At 69.7% G+C, this 12,093-nt stretch carries 14 protein-coding genes; 7 read left to right on the forward strand and 7 right to left on the reverse strand.

Going from position 1 to position 12,093, the window contains the following annotated elements; translation table 11 throughout:
- Positions 1-4: 4 nt before the first annotated feature.
- From CEG14_RS22350 to ribBA, 6 genes are all read right to left on the reverse strand, one after another.
- Positions 5-571 carry a CinA family protein gene (locus tag CEG14_RS22350; protein WP_094828620.1) on the reverse strand — a complete coding sequence of 189 codons (567 nt, stop codon included), beginning with the start codon at positions 569-571 and terminating at the stop codon, positions 5-7.
- Positions 568-1,071, reverse strand: coding sequence for a phosphatidylglycerophosphatase A family protein (locus tag CEG14_RS22355; RefSeq protein WP_176461548.1), 504 nt, complete (start codon positions 1,069-1,071; stop codon positions 568-570). Before CEG14_RS22355 ends, CEG14_RS22350 begins: the two co-directional genes overlap by 4 nt.
- A 115-nt stretch (positions 1,072-1,186) precedes the next feature.
- Entirely contained in the window at positions 1,187-2,152 is a 966-nt protein-coding gene (thiL, locus tag CEG14_RS22360) for a thiamine-phosphate kinase (protein ID WP_094828622.1), read from the reverse strand.
- 56 nt (positions 2,153-2,208) lie between these two features.
- Positions 2,209-2,718, reverse strand: coding sequence for a transcription antitermination factor NusB (gene nusB, locus CEG14_RS22365; RefSeq protein WP_094828623.1), 510 nt, complete (start codon positions 2,716-2,718; stop codon positions 2,209-2,211).
- Positions 2,687-3,220: a 6,7-dimethyl-8-ribityllumazine synthase gene (gene ribH, locus CEG14_RS22370; RefSeq protein WP_094828624.1), complete on the reverse strand. Its 534-nt coding sequence runs from the start codon at positions 3,218-3,220 to the stop codon at positions 2,687-2,689. Before ribH ends, nusB begins: the two co-directional genes overlap by 32 nt.
- Before the next feature lie 9 nt (positions 3,221-3,229).
- On the reverse strand, positions 3,230-4,411 hold the full coding sequence (ribBA, locus tag CEG14_RS22375) for a bifunctional 3,4-dihydroxy-2-butanone-4-phosphate synthase/GTP cyclohydrolase II (RefSeq protein ID WP_094828625.1): 1,182 nt from the start codon (positions 4,409-4,411) through the stop codon (positions 3,230-3,232).
- Between the two features lie 138 nt (positions 4,412-4,549).
- Between ribBA and CEG14_RS22380 the strand changes: the two genes are divergently transcribed.
- Together CEG14_RS22380 and CEG14_RS22385 are read left to right on the forward strand one after the other, a co-directional pair.
- On the forward strand, positions 4,550-5,353 hold the full coding sequence (locus CEG14_RS22380) for an HAD-IIB family hydrolase (RefSeq protein ID WP_094828626.1): 804 nt from the start codon (positions 4,550-4,552) through the stop codon (positions 5,351-5,353).
- A 5-nt stretch (positions 5,354-5,358) separates the two neighbouring features.
- The gene (locus tag CEG14_RS22385) at positions 5,359-6,228 is read left to right on the forward strand and encodes an IclR family transcriptional regulator (protein WP_094828627.1); all 870 of its coding nucleotides are present in this window, start codon (positions 5,359-5,361) and stop codon (positions 6,226-6,228) included.
- 33 nt (positions 6,229-6,261) lie between these two features.
- On the opposite strand, the gene CEG14_RS22390 is transcribed toward CEG14_RS22385, so the two are convergent.
- The gene (locus tag CEG14_RS22390; RefSeq protein ID WP_094828628.1) at positions 6,262-7,515 is read right to left on the reverse strand and encodes a flavin-containing monooxygenase; all 1,254 of its coding nucleotides are present in this window, start codon (positions 7,513-7,515) and stop codon (positions 6,262-6,264) included.
- Positions 7,516-7,859: 344 nt separating this feature from the next.
- Between CEG14_RS22390 and CEG14_RS22395 the strand changes: the two genes are divergently transcribed.
- From CEG14_RS22395 to CEG14_RS22415, 5 genes are read left to right on the forward strand one after another with little or no spacing between them, the layout of a single operon-like run.
- The gene (locus CEG14_RS22395) at positions 7,860-8,975 is read left to right on the forward strand and encodes an ABC transporter ATP-binding protein (RefSeq protein ID WP_094828629.1); all 1,116 of its coding nucleotides are present in this window, start codon (positions 7,860-7,862) and stop codon (positions 8,973-8,975) included.
- A 28-nt stretch (positions 8,976-9,003) separates the two neighbouring features.
- Positions 9,004-10,002 carry an NAD(P)H-quinone oxidoreductase gene (locus CEG14_RS22400; protein ID WP_094828630.1) on the forward strand — a complete coding sequence of 333 codons (999 nt, stop codon included), beginning with the start codon at positions 9,004-9,006 and terminating at the stop codon, positions 10,000-10,002.
- Positions 10,003-10,033: 31 nt separating this feature from the next.
- On the forward strand, positions 10,034-10,660 hold the full coding sequence (locus CEG14_RS22405; protein ID WP_094828631.1) for a glutathione S-transferase: 627 nt from the start codon (positions 10,034-10,036) through the stop codon (positions 10,658-10,660).
- 5 nt (positions 10,661-10,665) lie between these two features.
- Positions 10,666-11,121, forward strand: a complete 456-nt coding sequence (locus CEG14_RS22410; protein ID WP_094828632.1) for a type II 3-dehydroquinate dehydratase — start codon at positions 10,666-10,668, stop codon at positions 11,119-11,121.
- Positions 11,122-11,130: 9 nt separating this feature from the next.
- Positions 11,131-12,090, forward strand: coding sequence for a 2-hydroxyacid dehydrogenase (locus CEG14_RS22415; protein ID WP_094828633.1), 960 nt, complete (start codon positions 11,131-11,133; stop codon positions 12,088-12,090).
- The last annotated feature ends 3 nt before the right edge of the window (positions 12,091-12,093 follow it).

Here is a 12,093-nt window from a genome sequence, read left to right on the forward strand (position 1 = left end):
CGCGTCAGCGCCGGTCGGCCGGCGAGCCGATCAGCTCCAGGGCCCCGCGCAGCGCGAATTCCACCGCGGCGCGGCGCACCTGGGTGCGATCGCCGCTGAACACATGCGTGACCGCGCGCGACGAGATGCCGCCCGCGGCGCGCAGCGCAAAACCAAAGCACACCATGCCCACCGGCTTGCCCGGGGTCGCCCCGCCGGGACCGGCGATGCCGGTCGTCGACACGGCCACGTGCGCGCCGGCGCTGGCCAGCAACACGCCATTCGCCATCTCGAGCGCGATGGGCTCGCTCACCGCGCCGAAGTGGTCGAGCGTTTCGGCCGACACCTCCAGCTGCTCCACCTTGGCCTCGTTGGAGTAGGTGACGAAGCCGCGCTCGAACCAGTTGCTCGAGCCGGCCACTGCGGTGATCGCGCCGGCCAGCAGGCCGCCGGTGCACGATTCCGCGGTGCCCATCATCCAGTCGCGCTCCATCAGCGCCTGTCCCAGCATCTCGGCCAGTCCGAGCAGGGTGGCCTCGCTCACCGAGGCCGGCGCCAATCCGTCGTGGTTATTGTTGTCGAGCACGCTCATGCAATGACTCCGGTACGTAAGAGGATCGCCAACACGATCAGGGCATAGCCGGCGGCAAGCAGGTCATCCCACATGACGCCGAAGCCCCCTTTCATGCGGGCGTCGAAAAACTTGATCGGTGGCGGCTTGACGATGTCGAACAGGCGGAACAGCCCGAACGCCAGCGCCTGCGCCAGCAGGGTCGCGGGGGTGAGCCACAACACCAGCCAGAACGCCACCATCTCGTCCCATACCATACCGACGTGATCGGACACGCCGAGTTCCCGGCCCACGCGGTCGCAGGCCCAGCAGCCATAAGCGAAGGTGAGCACCAGCAGCGCCGCGGTGAGCGCGTCGGGCATGGCGGGGAGCAAGACCCAGATGCCCCAAGCAAGCAGCGTGCCCCAGGTGCCGGAGGCCGGCCGCAGCATGCCGCTGCCGAGCCCGAACGCGAGCAGGCGATGCGGATCGCTGGCCACCCAGCGCCACGACGGATAGAGGGCGCGGGCGCGTTCGCGCATGGACGGGGAATGCGGATCGGAGGGGGAGGACATGACTCTGTGGACGACACGGCACACGCCGTGGGGCGATGGTATCAGGGAAGCATGCCGCGCCGGCGCTCGCCGGCACGCCATATCAGGCGGGGCCGAAGTGGTCGAAACCGCCGGGCAGATCGGCCAGCGGCCGGCCCTGCGCATCGCGCACCTGGATGCCGGCCTCGGCCGTGATCGCGCCCACGCGGGCGACCTGCGCGCCGGTGCGCGCGCCCGCCGCCAGCACGGCGTCGCGCGCCTCGGGCGGGGCCGTGAAGCAGAGCTCGTAGACGTCGCCGCCGCCGAGCGCCGCGCGCCGCAGCACCGGCTCGGGCAGGCCCGCGAGCGCGTCGGCCAGCGGCAACGCGGCGTAGTCGATGCGCGCCCCCGCCTTGCTGGCCGTCAGGATGTGGCCGAGGTCTTGCAGCAGACCGTCGGAGAGGTCGATGGCGGCATGGGCGATGCCGCCCAGCGCCTGGCCCAGCGCCACGCGGGGCTCCGGCCATTCCAGCGCGCCGCGCGTGGCCGCCAGCCGCGCCGGGTCGGCCGGCAGCTGGCCGTCGAGCAGGCGATAGGCCACGTCGGCCGCGCCCAGGCGGCCCGAGACCCAGATGTCGTCGCCGGGCTTCGCGGCGTCGCGCCGCAGCGCGCGCGCCGGGTCGATCGCGCCGAACACCGTGACGCTGATGACGAGATCGTGGGGACTGCGGGTGGTGTCGCCGCCGATCAGCGCGCAACCGTGCCGCGCGGCCAGGGCATGGAAGCCTTCGGCGAAGCCGGCCAGCCAGGCGGGCTCGGCCGTGGGCAGGGCCAGGCCGAGCAGGCAGCCGATCGGCCGCGCGCCCATGGCGCCGAGGTCGGAGAGATTGACCGCCAGCGCTTTGTGGCCGAGCGCGCGCGGGTCGACGTCGGGATAGAAGTGGCGGCCCGATACCAGCAGGTCTTTGCTGGTGGCCACCTGCATGCCGGCCGGCACCGGGAACAGCGCGCAGTCGTCACCCACGCCCAGCACGCCGTCGGGCGCGGGGCGGGTGAAGTATTGCGCGATCAGATCGAACTCGGACGGCACGCGGACTCCGGGAGGGGGCCCGATCCGGCCAGAACCGGCCGGCGGGCCGGACCGGATCAGCGGCGTTGCTTGGCGGCGGCTTCGACTTCGGCCGGACGCACGTCGGCGGCCAGCTTGTCGAGCACGCCATTGACGAACTTGAAGCCGTCGGTGCCACCAAACGACTTGGCCAGCTCGACCGCCTCGTTGATGGCGACCTTGTACGGCACCTCGACGTGATGCACCAGCTCGAAGCTGCCGATCAGCAGGATGCCGTGTTCGACCGGCGACAGCTCGGCCAGCGGACGGTCGACGTAGGGCGTGAAGCGCTCACGCAGGGTGGGCGCCTCGCGCAGCACGCCGTGCAGCAAGGTCTTGAACCACTGCGCATCGGCCTCGGAAAAATCCTCGGCGTCGCGCAGATGAGCATCGATCTCGCCCGCGTCCTGCGTGCCTTCGCCACCGCGCAGCAGCCAGGCGTAAACGCCCTGCAGCGCGAATTCACGCGCGCGGCGGCGGGCGCTGCGCGCGTTGGCGCGGGCCTGGACCGCGCTATCAGCGCTGGTCGTCGTCTTCTTCGTCGTCAAAATCTTCGTCCTCGTCTTCGTCTTCGTCTTCGTCGTCTTCCTCGGGCTCCAGCGCGGCGCACAGGTTGGCCATTTCGACCGCGACCTGGGCGCAATCGCGGCCCTTGCCTTCGGCGCGGGCCTGGGCCTGCTCGTCGGTGTCGACGGTCAGGACGCCGTTGGCGACCGGGATGCCGGTTTCGAGGGAGATGCGGGTGATTGCAGTGGCCGTTTCGTTGCTGACCACTTCGAAGTGGTAGGTTTCGCCGCGGATGACCGCGCCCAGCGCGATCAGGGCGTCGAACTCGAACGACTCGGCCATGCGGGCCAGCGCCACGCCCAGCTCGAGGGCGCCCGGCACGGTGGCGACCATGACGTCGCGCTCGTCGACGCCCAGCTTGGCCAGCTCTTCCAGGCAAGCAGCGAGTTCGGCCTGGCCGATCGCTTCGTTGAAGCGTGCGCACACGATACCGATGTGCAGCCCTTCGCCGTTCAGGTCGGGGGTGAGGATATAGGGGTTCATGTGTGGGCCTTATTCGTTGTTGCGGGAAGCTTGCGCAGGGGCGCAATCGTAACCTGTAATCGTGAGGGCAAAGCCGGCCATGCTGGGCATCTTGCGCGGCCGCGCCAGCAGGCGCATCTGGCCCACGCCGAGATCACGCAGGATCTGCGCGCCAATGCCGTAGGTGCGCAGGCCGAAACGCTCGCCGTCGGGCTGGGCCGGACGGTGCGAAGGATCGGACCAATGATTGATCTGGCCGAACAGATGCTCGACCGACGATTGGCAGTTCATCAGGACCAGCACGCCCGCGGGCGAGGCCGCGATGGCCTCGAGCGCCGCGCCGACGGTCCAGCTGTGCGCGCTGGCGCCGGTGTCGAGCACGTCGAGCAGCGACGCCGGCTCGTGCACCCGCACCAGGGTCTCGCGTTCGGCCTCGACGTTACCATGCACCAGGGCCAGGTGGGGCGCGCCGGTGGCGTCGTCGCGATAGGCGATGGCGTTGAAGGTGCCCCACGGGGTCTGCATCTGGCGCTCGCCGACGCGGCCGATCACCGATTCGTGCTCGCTGCGGTACTGGATCAGGTCGGCGATGGTGCCGATCTTGAGGTGGTGCTCGCGGGCGAACTCGACCAGGTCGGGCAGGCGCGCCATGGTGCCGTCGGGCTTGAGGATCTCGCAGATCACCGCGGCGGGCGTGAGGCCGGCCATGGCGGTGAGGTCGCAGCCGGCCTCGGTGTGGCCGGCGCGCACCAGCACGCCGCCGGGCACCGCGCGCACCGGGAAGATGTGGCCCGGTTGCACCAGGTCGGCCGGCTTGGCGTCGCGCGCCACCGCCACCTGGATGGTGCGGGCGCGGTCGGCGGCCGAAATGCCGGTCTCGACGCCCTCGGCGGCCTCGATCGACTGCGTGAAATTGGTGCCGTATCGCGTGCCGTTACGGCTGGCCATCAGCGGCAGGTCGAGCTGGCGGCAGCGCTCTTCGGTCAGTGTGAGGCAGACCAGGCCTCGGCCGTGCGTGACCATGAAATTGATCGCTTCGGGCGTGACGAATTCGGCGGCCATGACCAGGTCGCCTTCGTTTTCGCGGTCTTCTTCGTCGACCAGGATCACGATGCGGCCGGCGCGCAGCTCGGCGATGATCTCGGGCACGGAGGCTATGCCGAAGGATTCCGGCGCGGAACCGGCGGCAACTTGGGAAATCTGGGCAGACATGGAATGCAGGGCTATGCCAGGCGGGAAAACACGGATTTTACCGCCTCGCGCGCCCGGGCGCGCGGGTGACGCGCTGCACGTTACACTGCGGCCAGAGAAAGCCCCCCAGAACGAAAACGCATAACAAGGAATCTCCCCATGCAAGCCCTGGCGGCCATGCCTGCCTCCGTCGCAGCTTCGGTACGGACCGTCCTGACGGACATCGACGACACCCTGACCACCGACGGCCGCCTGCCCGCGGCCGCCTACGCCGCCATGGAACGGCTCGAGCTGGCGGGCATCCGCGTCGTGCCCATCACCGGCCGCCCCGCCGGCTGGTGCGACCACATCGTGCGCATGTGGCCGGTGCGCGCCGTGGTCGGCGAGAACGGCGCGTTCTACTTCGCCTACGACCGCAGCGCCCACCGCATGAAAACCCACTATTGGGCCGACGACGCCACGCGCGCGGCCGACCGCCTGCGCCTGGACGCCATCCGCGACCGCGTGCTGGCCGAGGTGCCGGGCAGCGCGCTCGCGAGCGACCAGGCCTATCGCGTGGCCGACCTCGCCATCGATTTCTGCGAAGACGTGCCGGCCCTGTCCGACAAGGACGTGAGCCGCATCGTGCAGATCTTCCGCGACGCCGGCGCCGAGGCCAAGGTCAGCTCGATCCACGTCAACGGCTGGTTCGGCGACTACGACAAGCTGTCGATGACGCGCACGCTGTTCGAGCGCGAACTGGGCCAGACGGTGGAACAGGGACTGGAGTCCACGCTGTTCATCGGCGACTCGCCCAACGACGAACCCATGTTCAAGTTCTTCCCGCTGTCGGTCGGCGTGGCCAACATCCAGTCGCAACTGCACCGCATCAAGCATCGTCCCGCCTTCGTGGCGAGCGAGCGCGGCGGCGAGGGCTTCGTCGAGATGGCCGAACGCCTGCTGGCGGCGCGCCGCAACCGCTGATTGCCATGAGCGCCACCAAGACCGCGAAGACCGCCAAGGTCGCCAAGGGCGCCGCATCCGACGCCGTCGCCCGCCCGGCGGCGGCGGCCGCGGACGACGGCCGCCGCAGCATCCAGTCGGTGGAGGTCGGCTTTCCGCTGCTGGCCGCGCTGGTCGATGCCGGGCGCCCGCTGTCGCTGCGCGACCTCGCCGCCGCGGCCGGCATGACCTCGGCCAAGGCGCACCCCTATCTGGTGAGCTACACCCGCGTGGGCCTGGTGCAGCAGGACGCCGTCACGAGCCACTACGAGCTCGGCCCCTTCGCGCTGCAGATGGGCCTGGTCAGCCTGCAACGCCTCGACCCGGTGCGCGTGGCGCTGCCGGAAGTCGCGCAGTTGCAGACCCAGATCGGCCACACGCTCGGCATCGCGGTGCTGGGCTCGCACGGCCCCACGATGATCCACATCACCGAGGCGAGTTACCCGGTGCACGTGAACATGCGCAAGGGCACGGTGATGTCGATGCTGCACACCGCCACCGGCCTGGTGTTCGCGGCCTGGCTGCCGCCCAAGGTGGCCGAGCACTACATCGCGCGCGAGGAGGGCGACACCGCCGTGATCGCCAGCCACAGCCCGCGCACCGCCGCCAGCCCCACCACGCTGCAGGCCATGCTGGCCGACATCCGCGTGCACGGCATGGCGCGCGCCGTCGGCAACCCCCTGCCCGGCGTCGATGCGCTGTCGGTGCCGGTGTTCGACAACACCGGCAACATCGTGCTGGCACTCACCAGCATCGGCCCCTCGGGCCTGTTCGACGTGGCCTGGAACGGCGCCATCGCGCGGCCGCTGATGGCCTGCGCGCAAGAGATCTCGCACAAGCTGGGCTACCGCCCCTGAACGCGGCGCCCGCTGGCGCCGCGCTTCGGCGCCTCAGCGCTGCTTTTCGTACTTCAGGTAATCCAGGTGGATGCCGATGTGGTCGGCGATGTATTTCGCGTCGTGCCACACCCCCCAGATGAATGAGGACGACCGGTTGGTCTGGTTCGGCAGGCCGAGGAAGTAGATGCCTTTCTCGGTGGAGATTCCGCGCTTGTGGATCGGATAGCCCTTCTCGTCGAAGGTGTCGATTTCCATCCAGCTGTAGTCCACCTTGAAACCGGTGGCCCAGACGATAGCCGTGACGCCGGCCTGCGCCAGGTCCAGGCTCAGGATCGGATGCGTCAGGCAGTCGGGGTCGTCGAGCAGCTTCCAGGCCTCGGGCTCGGGCGGCAGGTCCAGGCCGTTCTGCTCGACGTAGGCATCGGCCTCGCGCAGCACCTCGAAGTAGTCTTCGTCGCCTTGCGCCACGTTGCGCGCCAGCCCTTCCTGGAAATGCATCACGCCGTCTTCGAAGCGTTCGGTGATGCCCACCAGCTGGATGCCGCTGTGGGCCAGCCGGCGGAAGTCGATGGTCTTGCCGTTTTCGTAGCCGCTGACCGCGAAGGCGACGTGCTCGCGCTTGGGCTTCTTCTTGACCTCGTCCCACATGCCGAGCGCGCCCAGCCACCAGCAGTAATCGCGTTCGCGGTAGGAGCGCGGCGGGCGATAGTGCTCGCCCACCGACAGATACACCGTGCGGCCGGCCTGGCGCAGCTCTTCGGCGATCTGCGAACCCGACGCGCCCGCGCCCACCACCAGCACGGCGCCGGCCGGCAGCTGGGCCGGATTCTTGTAGGCCGACGAATGCACCTGGGTGAGCCCGGCATGCTGCGGCACGATCTGCGGGTAGCTCGGAATCTGGAACGCGCCGGTCGCGGCCACGACGTGCTGGGCCTCGATCACGCCAGCGGAGGTGGTCACCGTGAAGCCGGGGCGCTTCTGGTTGCGCGTGACCTTCAACACGTTCACCCCGGTGCGCACCGGCGCCCCGATCATGGCCGCGTAATCCTCGAAGTACTTCGCCATGCGCTCCTTGGGCGGAAACACGTCTGCGCCCACGTCGTCGAACGCCAGGCCGGGAAAGCGATCGTGCCAGGCAGGACCGTTGGCGACCAGCGAATCCCAACGCTCGGAGCGCCAGCGTTCGGCGATGCGATTGCGCTCCAGCACGATATGGGGAATGCCGAGCTTGCCCAGGTGCTCGCTCATCGCAACGCCGGCCTGGCCGGCGCCGATCACCAGCGTATTGGTTTTCTCTACTGACATTTGCATTTCCTAAGAAGGGTCGAGACCGGATCTGTCTTCAGCCGATGGTCATGAGCACGCTCACTCATGGATGCGGCGCAGTGTGAGCCAGATGCCGCGACTTGATAACTTCGTTTTTTGGACGCGGGACTTAGGAAAAAGCAAATCACTCGGCCGGCGCGCGCGGGGACGCACGCGCGGCGCCCGCGCGGGCACGCTTTCGTTTTTTCCGATGCCCCGCATCAAGATCGACAACGCGCCAGCGCCCGACCGATCCCGTAGTCTTCGACGCAAGTCCTCGCGCCGCGCCCTGCCCGCGCCGCGCGCTCCGCGTTTCCCCGAATCCCGTCTTGCCGCGAGCCGCCATGCAGAACAGCCCCTTGTCACCGGAATCGTCCAGCGCGGTCAGCCTTGAAGGCGTCGTGAAGAAGTATCACCAGCAGACCGTGCTGCATGAGCTGACGCTCAAGATCCGGCGCGGCGAGCTCCTGACGCTGCTCGGTCCGTCCGGCTGCGGCAAGACCACGCTGCTCAACCTGATCGCCGGCTTTGCCGATGCCGACAACGGCGAGATCTTCATCGACGGCCAGCTGGTGACCCACCTGCCGCCCTATCAGCGCGAGATCGGCATCGTGTTCCAGAACTACGCGCTGTTCCCGCACATGACCGTGGAACGCAACATCGGCTATGGCCTGCGCATGCGCGGCATGCCCGCCGCCGAGATCGCGCAGCGCGTGCAGGAGGCGATGGCGCTGGTCAAGCTCGACGGTCTGGGCGAACGCAAGCCGAAAGCGTTGTCGGGCGGCCAGCAGCAACGCGTGGCGCTGGCGCGCGCGCTGGTGATCCGGCCCAAGGTGCTACTGCTCGACGAGCCATTCTCGGCGCTCGACAAGGGCCTGCGCGGCGCCATGCAGGTCGAGATCCGCGAGATCCAGCGCAAGCTGGGCGTCACCACCGTATTCGTGACCCACGACCAGGGCGAAGCGCTGGCCATGTCGGATCGGATCGCCGTCATGTCGGGCGGTGCGATCCGCCAGATCGCCACGCCCGACGAGCTCTATCGCAACCCGCAGGATCCGTTCGTGGCCTCATTCCTGGGCGACGTCAACATCCTGCCGGCGCACTATCACGGCACCGACCCCGACGGCATTCTGCTGCGCCTGGGCGCAGGCCTGGTCCGGGTCAATCGCGAGCGGCTCGTCGGCGGCTCGCACGAGGGCCGCCGCCTGGACATCTACGTGCGCCCGGAGCAGATCCGCCTGGAGCCGCTGCACGGCAGCTCGGTATTGAGCGGAACGGTGGTGAATCACGTCTTCCAGGGCGATCACATCGACACCTACATCGACGTGGACGTCCCGGTGGCGGGACGCCAGCGCGTGATGGTGCGCAGCGCCGGCCTGAGCGCGCAGCAGCAGTGGCCGGTCGGCACCGTGACCGGCCTCGCCCTGCCCGACGACGGCATCAGCGTGTTCAACGCCTGAGCCTCCCCCCACGCCCCGATCTTCCGCCATGACCGCCCTGCCCGCCACCATGCAAGCCATCATCGCCCGCACGCCGGGCGATGCCAGTGTCCTCACCCTCGCCGAACGCCCGGTGCCGGCGCCGGGGCCGGGCGAGGTCCTGCTGCGCGTGCTGGCCGCCGGCGTCAACCGGCCCGACGTGATGCAGCGCCAGGGCCTGGCGAAGCCCGCGCCCGGGGTCACCGACGTGCTGGGGCTGGAGGCGTGCGGCGAGGTCGTGGCCTGCGGTCCCGGCGTCCCCGCCGACATGCTGGGCCGGCGCGTGATGAGCCTGTTGCCCGGCGGCGGGTACGCGCCCTGGTGCACCGCCCGCGCCGAGCTGTCGCTGCCGGTGCCCGACGGCCTCGACGACGCCGCGGCCGCCGCGCTCCCCGAGGGGCTGTTCACGGTGTGGCACAACCTGTTCGAGCTGGGCGGCCTGCGCATGGGCGAAACCGTGCTGGTTCATGGCGCGGCGGGCGGCATCGGCACCCTGGCGCTGTCGCTGGCGCATGCCGCCGGCGCGCGCGTCGTCGCCACCGCGGGCCGGGCCGAACGACTGCCCGGACTGCGCGCGCTCGGCGCCGATCTGGCGCTCTGCTATCGCGACCGCGATTTCGTCGACGCCTGCCACGACTTCACCGCAGGACGGGGCGTGGACGTCGTGCTGGACATGGTCGGCGGCGACTACGTGGAACGCAATCTGCGCGCGCTCGGCTTCGGTGGCCGCCACGTCAGTCTGTCGTTCCTGCAAGGCTCGCAGGTGAACCTCGACCTGCTGGTGCTGATGCAAAAGCAACTGAGCCTGCATGCCTCCACCATGCGGCCGCAAAGCGCGGCGGAAAAGGCCCGCATGGCGCTGGCCATCACGCGGCACCTGCTGCCGCTGGTGGCCGCCGGCCGCGTGAAGCCACGCCTGCACGACGGCCTGCCGCTGGCGCAGGCCGGCCGCGCCCACCAGCTGCTGGAAAGCGGCGAGGTGTTCGGCAAGCTGGTGTTGCGCCCCTGATCCCCTTCCCACGCCCGCCAGGACGTTCACGATGCTCAAGTTGCTCCATGCCCCCACCTCGCCGTATGTGCGCAAAGTCATGGCCTGCGCCCACTTCTGCGGACTGGCCGACCGGATCGAATGGCTGCCCAGCGCGGCCCACCCGGTGCAGCGCGACGGCCGGATCGCCGCGCACAATCCGCTGGCCAAGGTGCCGACCCTGATCCTGGAGACCGGCCAGGCGCTGTTCGACAGCCGCGTGATCTGCGAGTACCTGGCCGCGCTGGCCGGCGATACGCGCCTGTTCCCGAGCGCCGGCGCGGTGCGCTGGGAAGCGCTCACGCGCCAATCGCTCGGGGATGGCCTGCTCGACGCCGCGCTGCTGGCGCGCTACGAGCGCACCGCGCGGCCCGCCCAATCGCAGTGGGACGCGTGGCGCGACGCCCAGCTCGTCAAGGTCGAGGCATGCCTGGCCGAGATCGATGCGCAGGCCCCCGCGCTGGCGCGCGAGGCCCCCACCATCGGCGAGGTCACGTTCGGCTGCGCGCTGGGCTACCTGGACTTCCGCTTTCCCGAGCTCGACTGGCGCGCGCGCCATCCGCAGGCCGCGCACTGGGAGGCGGCGTTTCGCGCGCTGCCGCCGATGCAAGCCACGCTTCCCCATGACCCGCAAGGCTGATCCTCATGACCGCACCCGTTGAAACGATCTGGTTCCTGAATGGCCCCAACGCCAATCTCTATGGCCTGGACGCCAACAAGACTTATGGCAGCGAGAGCTTTCCCGTGCTGCAGGCGCGCTGCGAGACCAAGGCCGCCAGCCTCGGCCTCGGTCTGAAGTTCGTGCAGTCGAACTGGGAGGGCCAGCTGGTCGACTGGATCCAGCAGGCGCGCGGCGAGTCGAAGGGGCTCATCATCAATGCCGCCGGACTCACCTACTCGTCGGTCCCGATCCTGGATGCGCTGCTGGCGTTCCCCGGCCGCATCATCGAAGTCCACATGAGCAACATCTGGCGCCGCGAGCCATTTCGCCATCACTCCTACATCTCGAAGGCCGCCGACGGCGTGATCGCGGGCCTGGGCGGCGCGGGCTACGCGCTGGCCATCGAGGCCATGGCGCAACTGATCGCGCAAGCCGACTGAGGCCGACCGATGACCCAGCCTTCCGCACTCACGCCCTCCGGCTCGCTGGTTTTCTACAGCGAGTTCGACGATTACACCCTCTGGAAGCAGGCCCTGCAGGCCTGCCTGCCCTCGCTGAAGATCGTGCGCGCCGGTGAGGTCGAGAACCCCGCCGACGTGCACTACGCACTGGCCTGGAAGCCGCCCGAAGGCTTCTTCGCGTCGATGCCCAACCTGCGACTCATCATCAACCTGGGTGCCGGCGTCGATTCGCTGGTCGGCCGGGGCGACCTGCCGGCCGGCGTGCCCATCACCCGTATCACCGACCCGAACATGGGCCGGATGATGGCCGGCTACGTGCTGTTCGCCACGCTGCGCCATGCGCGCGACATCCCCTGGTTCGAACAGGCCCAGCGTCGTGGCGAGTGGGCCTATCGCCACCCGCGCGCGCCCGAGGACATCCGCGTCGCCGTATTGGGCCTGGGCGAGCTCGGCGCCTGCGCCGCGCACGAACTGCAGCGCCAGGGGTTCGCGGTCACGGGCTGGTCGCGCAGTCCGCGCCGGATCGACGGCGTGCGCTGCCTCGCCGGCATGGACACGCTCGACACGGTGATCGCCGGCGCCGACATCCTGGTCGTGATGCTGCCCCTCACGCCGCAGACGCGCGGACTGCTCGACCGGGAGCGGCTGCAACGCCTGCCGCGCGGGGCCGCGCTCATCAACGTGGCGCGCGGCGCACTGGTGGACCAGGAAGCCATGACCGACTTGCTGCGGAGCGGACGTATCGGCGCGGCAACGCTGGACGTGTTCGAGCGCGAGCCGCTGCCCCCGACCGACCCGCTGTGGCGGATGGAGAACGTGCTGATCACCCCGCACCTGGCCTCGGTGGCCATTCCCGCCTCGGCCGCGCGCCAGATCGGCGACAACATCGCCCGCGTCACGCGCGGCGAGCCGCCGCTGCATCAGGTCGATCCCGCCCGCGGCTACTGACCG

The organism is Bordetella genomosp. 1 (genome assembly GCF_002261335.1).
Lineage (GTDB): Bacteria > Pseudomonadota > Gammaproteobacteria > Burkholderiales > Burkholderiaceae_B > Bordetella.

Excerpts from the sequence above, each read along its gene's own strand:
- CEG14_RS22415 (WP_094828633.1), top strand. The coding sequence starts at position 11,131 with ATGACCCAGCCTTCCGCACTCACGCCCTCCGGCTCGCTGGTTTTCTAC.
- CEG14_RS22380 (WP_094828626.1), top strand. The coding sequence starts at position 4,550 with ATGCAAGCCCTGGCGGCCATGCCTGCCTCCGTCGCAGCTTCGGTACGG.
- CEG14_RS22350 (WP_094828620.1), bottom strand. The coding sequence starts at position 571 with ATGAGCGTGCTCGACAACAATAACCACGACGGATTGGCGCCGGCCTCG.
- ribBA (WP_094828625.1), bottom strand. The coding sequence starts at position 4,411 with ATGTCTGCCCAGATTTCCCAAGTTGCCGCCGGTTCCGCGCCGGAATCC.
- CEG14_RS22355 (WP_176461548.1), bottom strand. The coding sequence starts at position 1,071 with ATGCGCGAACGCGCCCGCGCCCTCTATCCGTCGTGGCGCTGGGTGGCC.
- CEG14_RS22395 (WP_094828629.1), top strand. The coding sequence starts at position 7,860 with ATGCAGAACAGCCCCTTGTCACCGGAATCGTCCAGCGCGGTCAGCCTT.
- ribH (WP_094828624.1), bottom strand. The coding sequence starts at position 3,220 with ATGAACCCCTATATCCTCACCCCCGACCTGAACGGCGAAGGGCTGCAC.
- CEG14_RS22410 (WP_094828632.1), top strand. The coding sequence starts at position 10,666 with ATGACCGCACCCGTTGAAACGATCTGGTTCCTGAATGGCCCCAACGCC.
- CEG14_RS22385 (WP_094828627.1), top strand. The coding sequence starts at position 5,359 with ATGAGCGCCACCAAGACCGCGAAGACCGCCAAGGTCGCCAAGGGCGCC.
- CEG14_RS22405 (WP_094828631.1), top strand. The coding sequence starts at position 10,034 with ATGCTCAAGTTGCTCCATGCCCCCACCTCGCCGTATGTGCGCAAAGTC.
- CEG14_RS22400 (WP_094828630.1), top strand. The coding sequence starts at position 9,004 with ATGACCGCCCTGCCCGCCACCATGCAAGCCATCATCGCCCGCACGCCG.
- CEG14_RS22390 (WP_094828628.1), bottom strand. The coding sequence starts at position 7,515 with ATGTCAGTAGAGAAAACCAATACGCTGGTGATCGGCGCCGGCCAGGCC.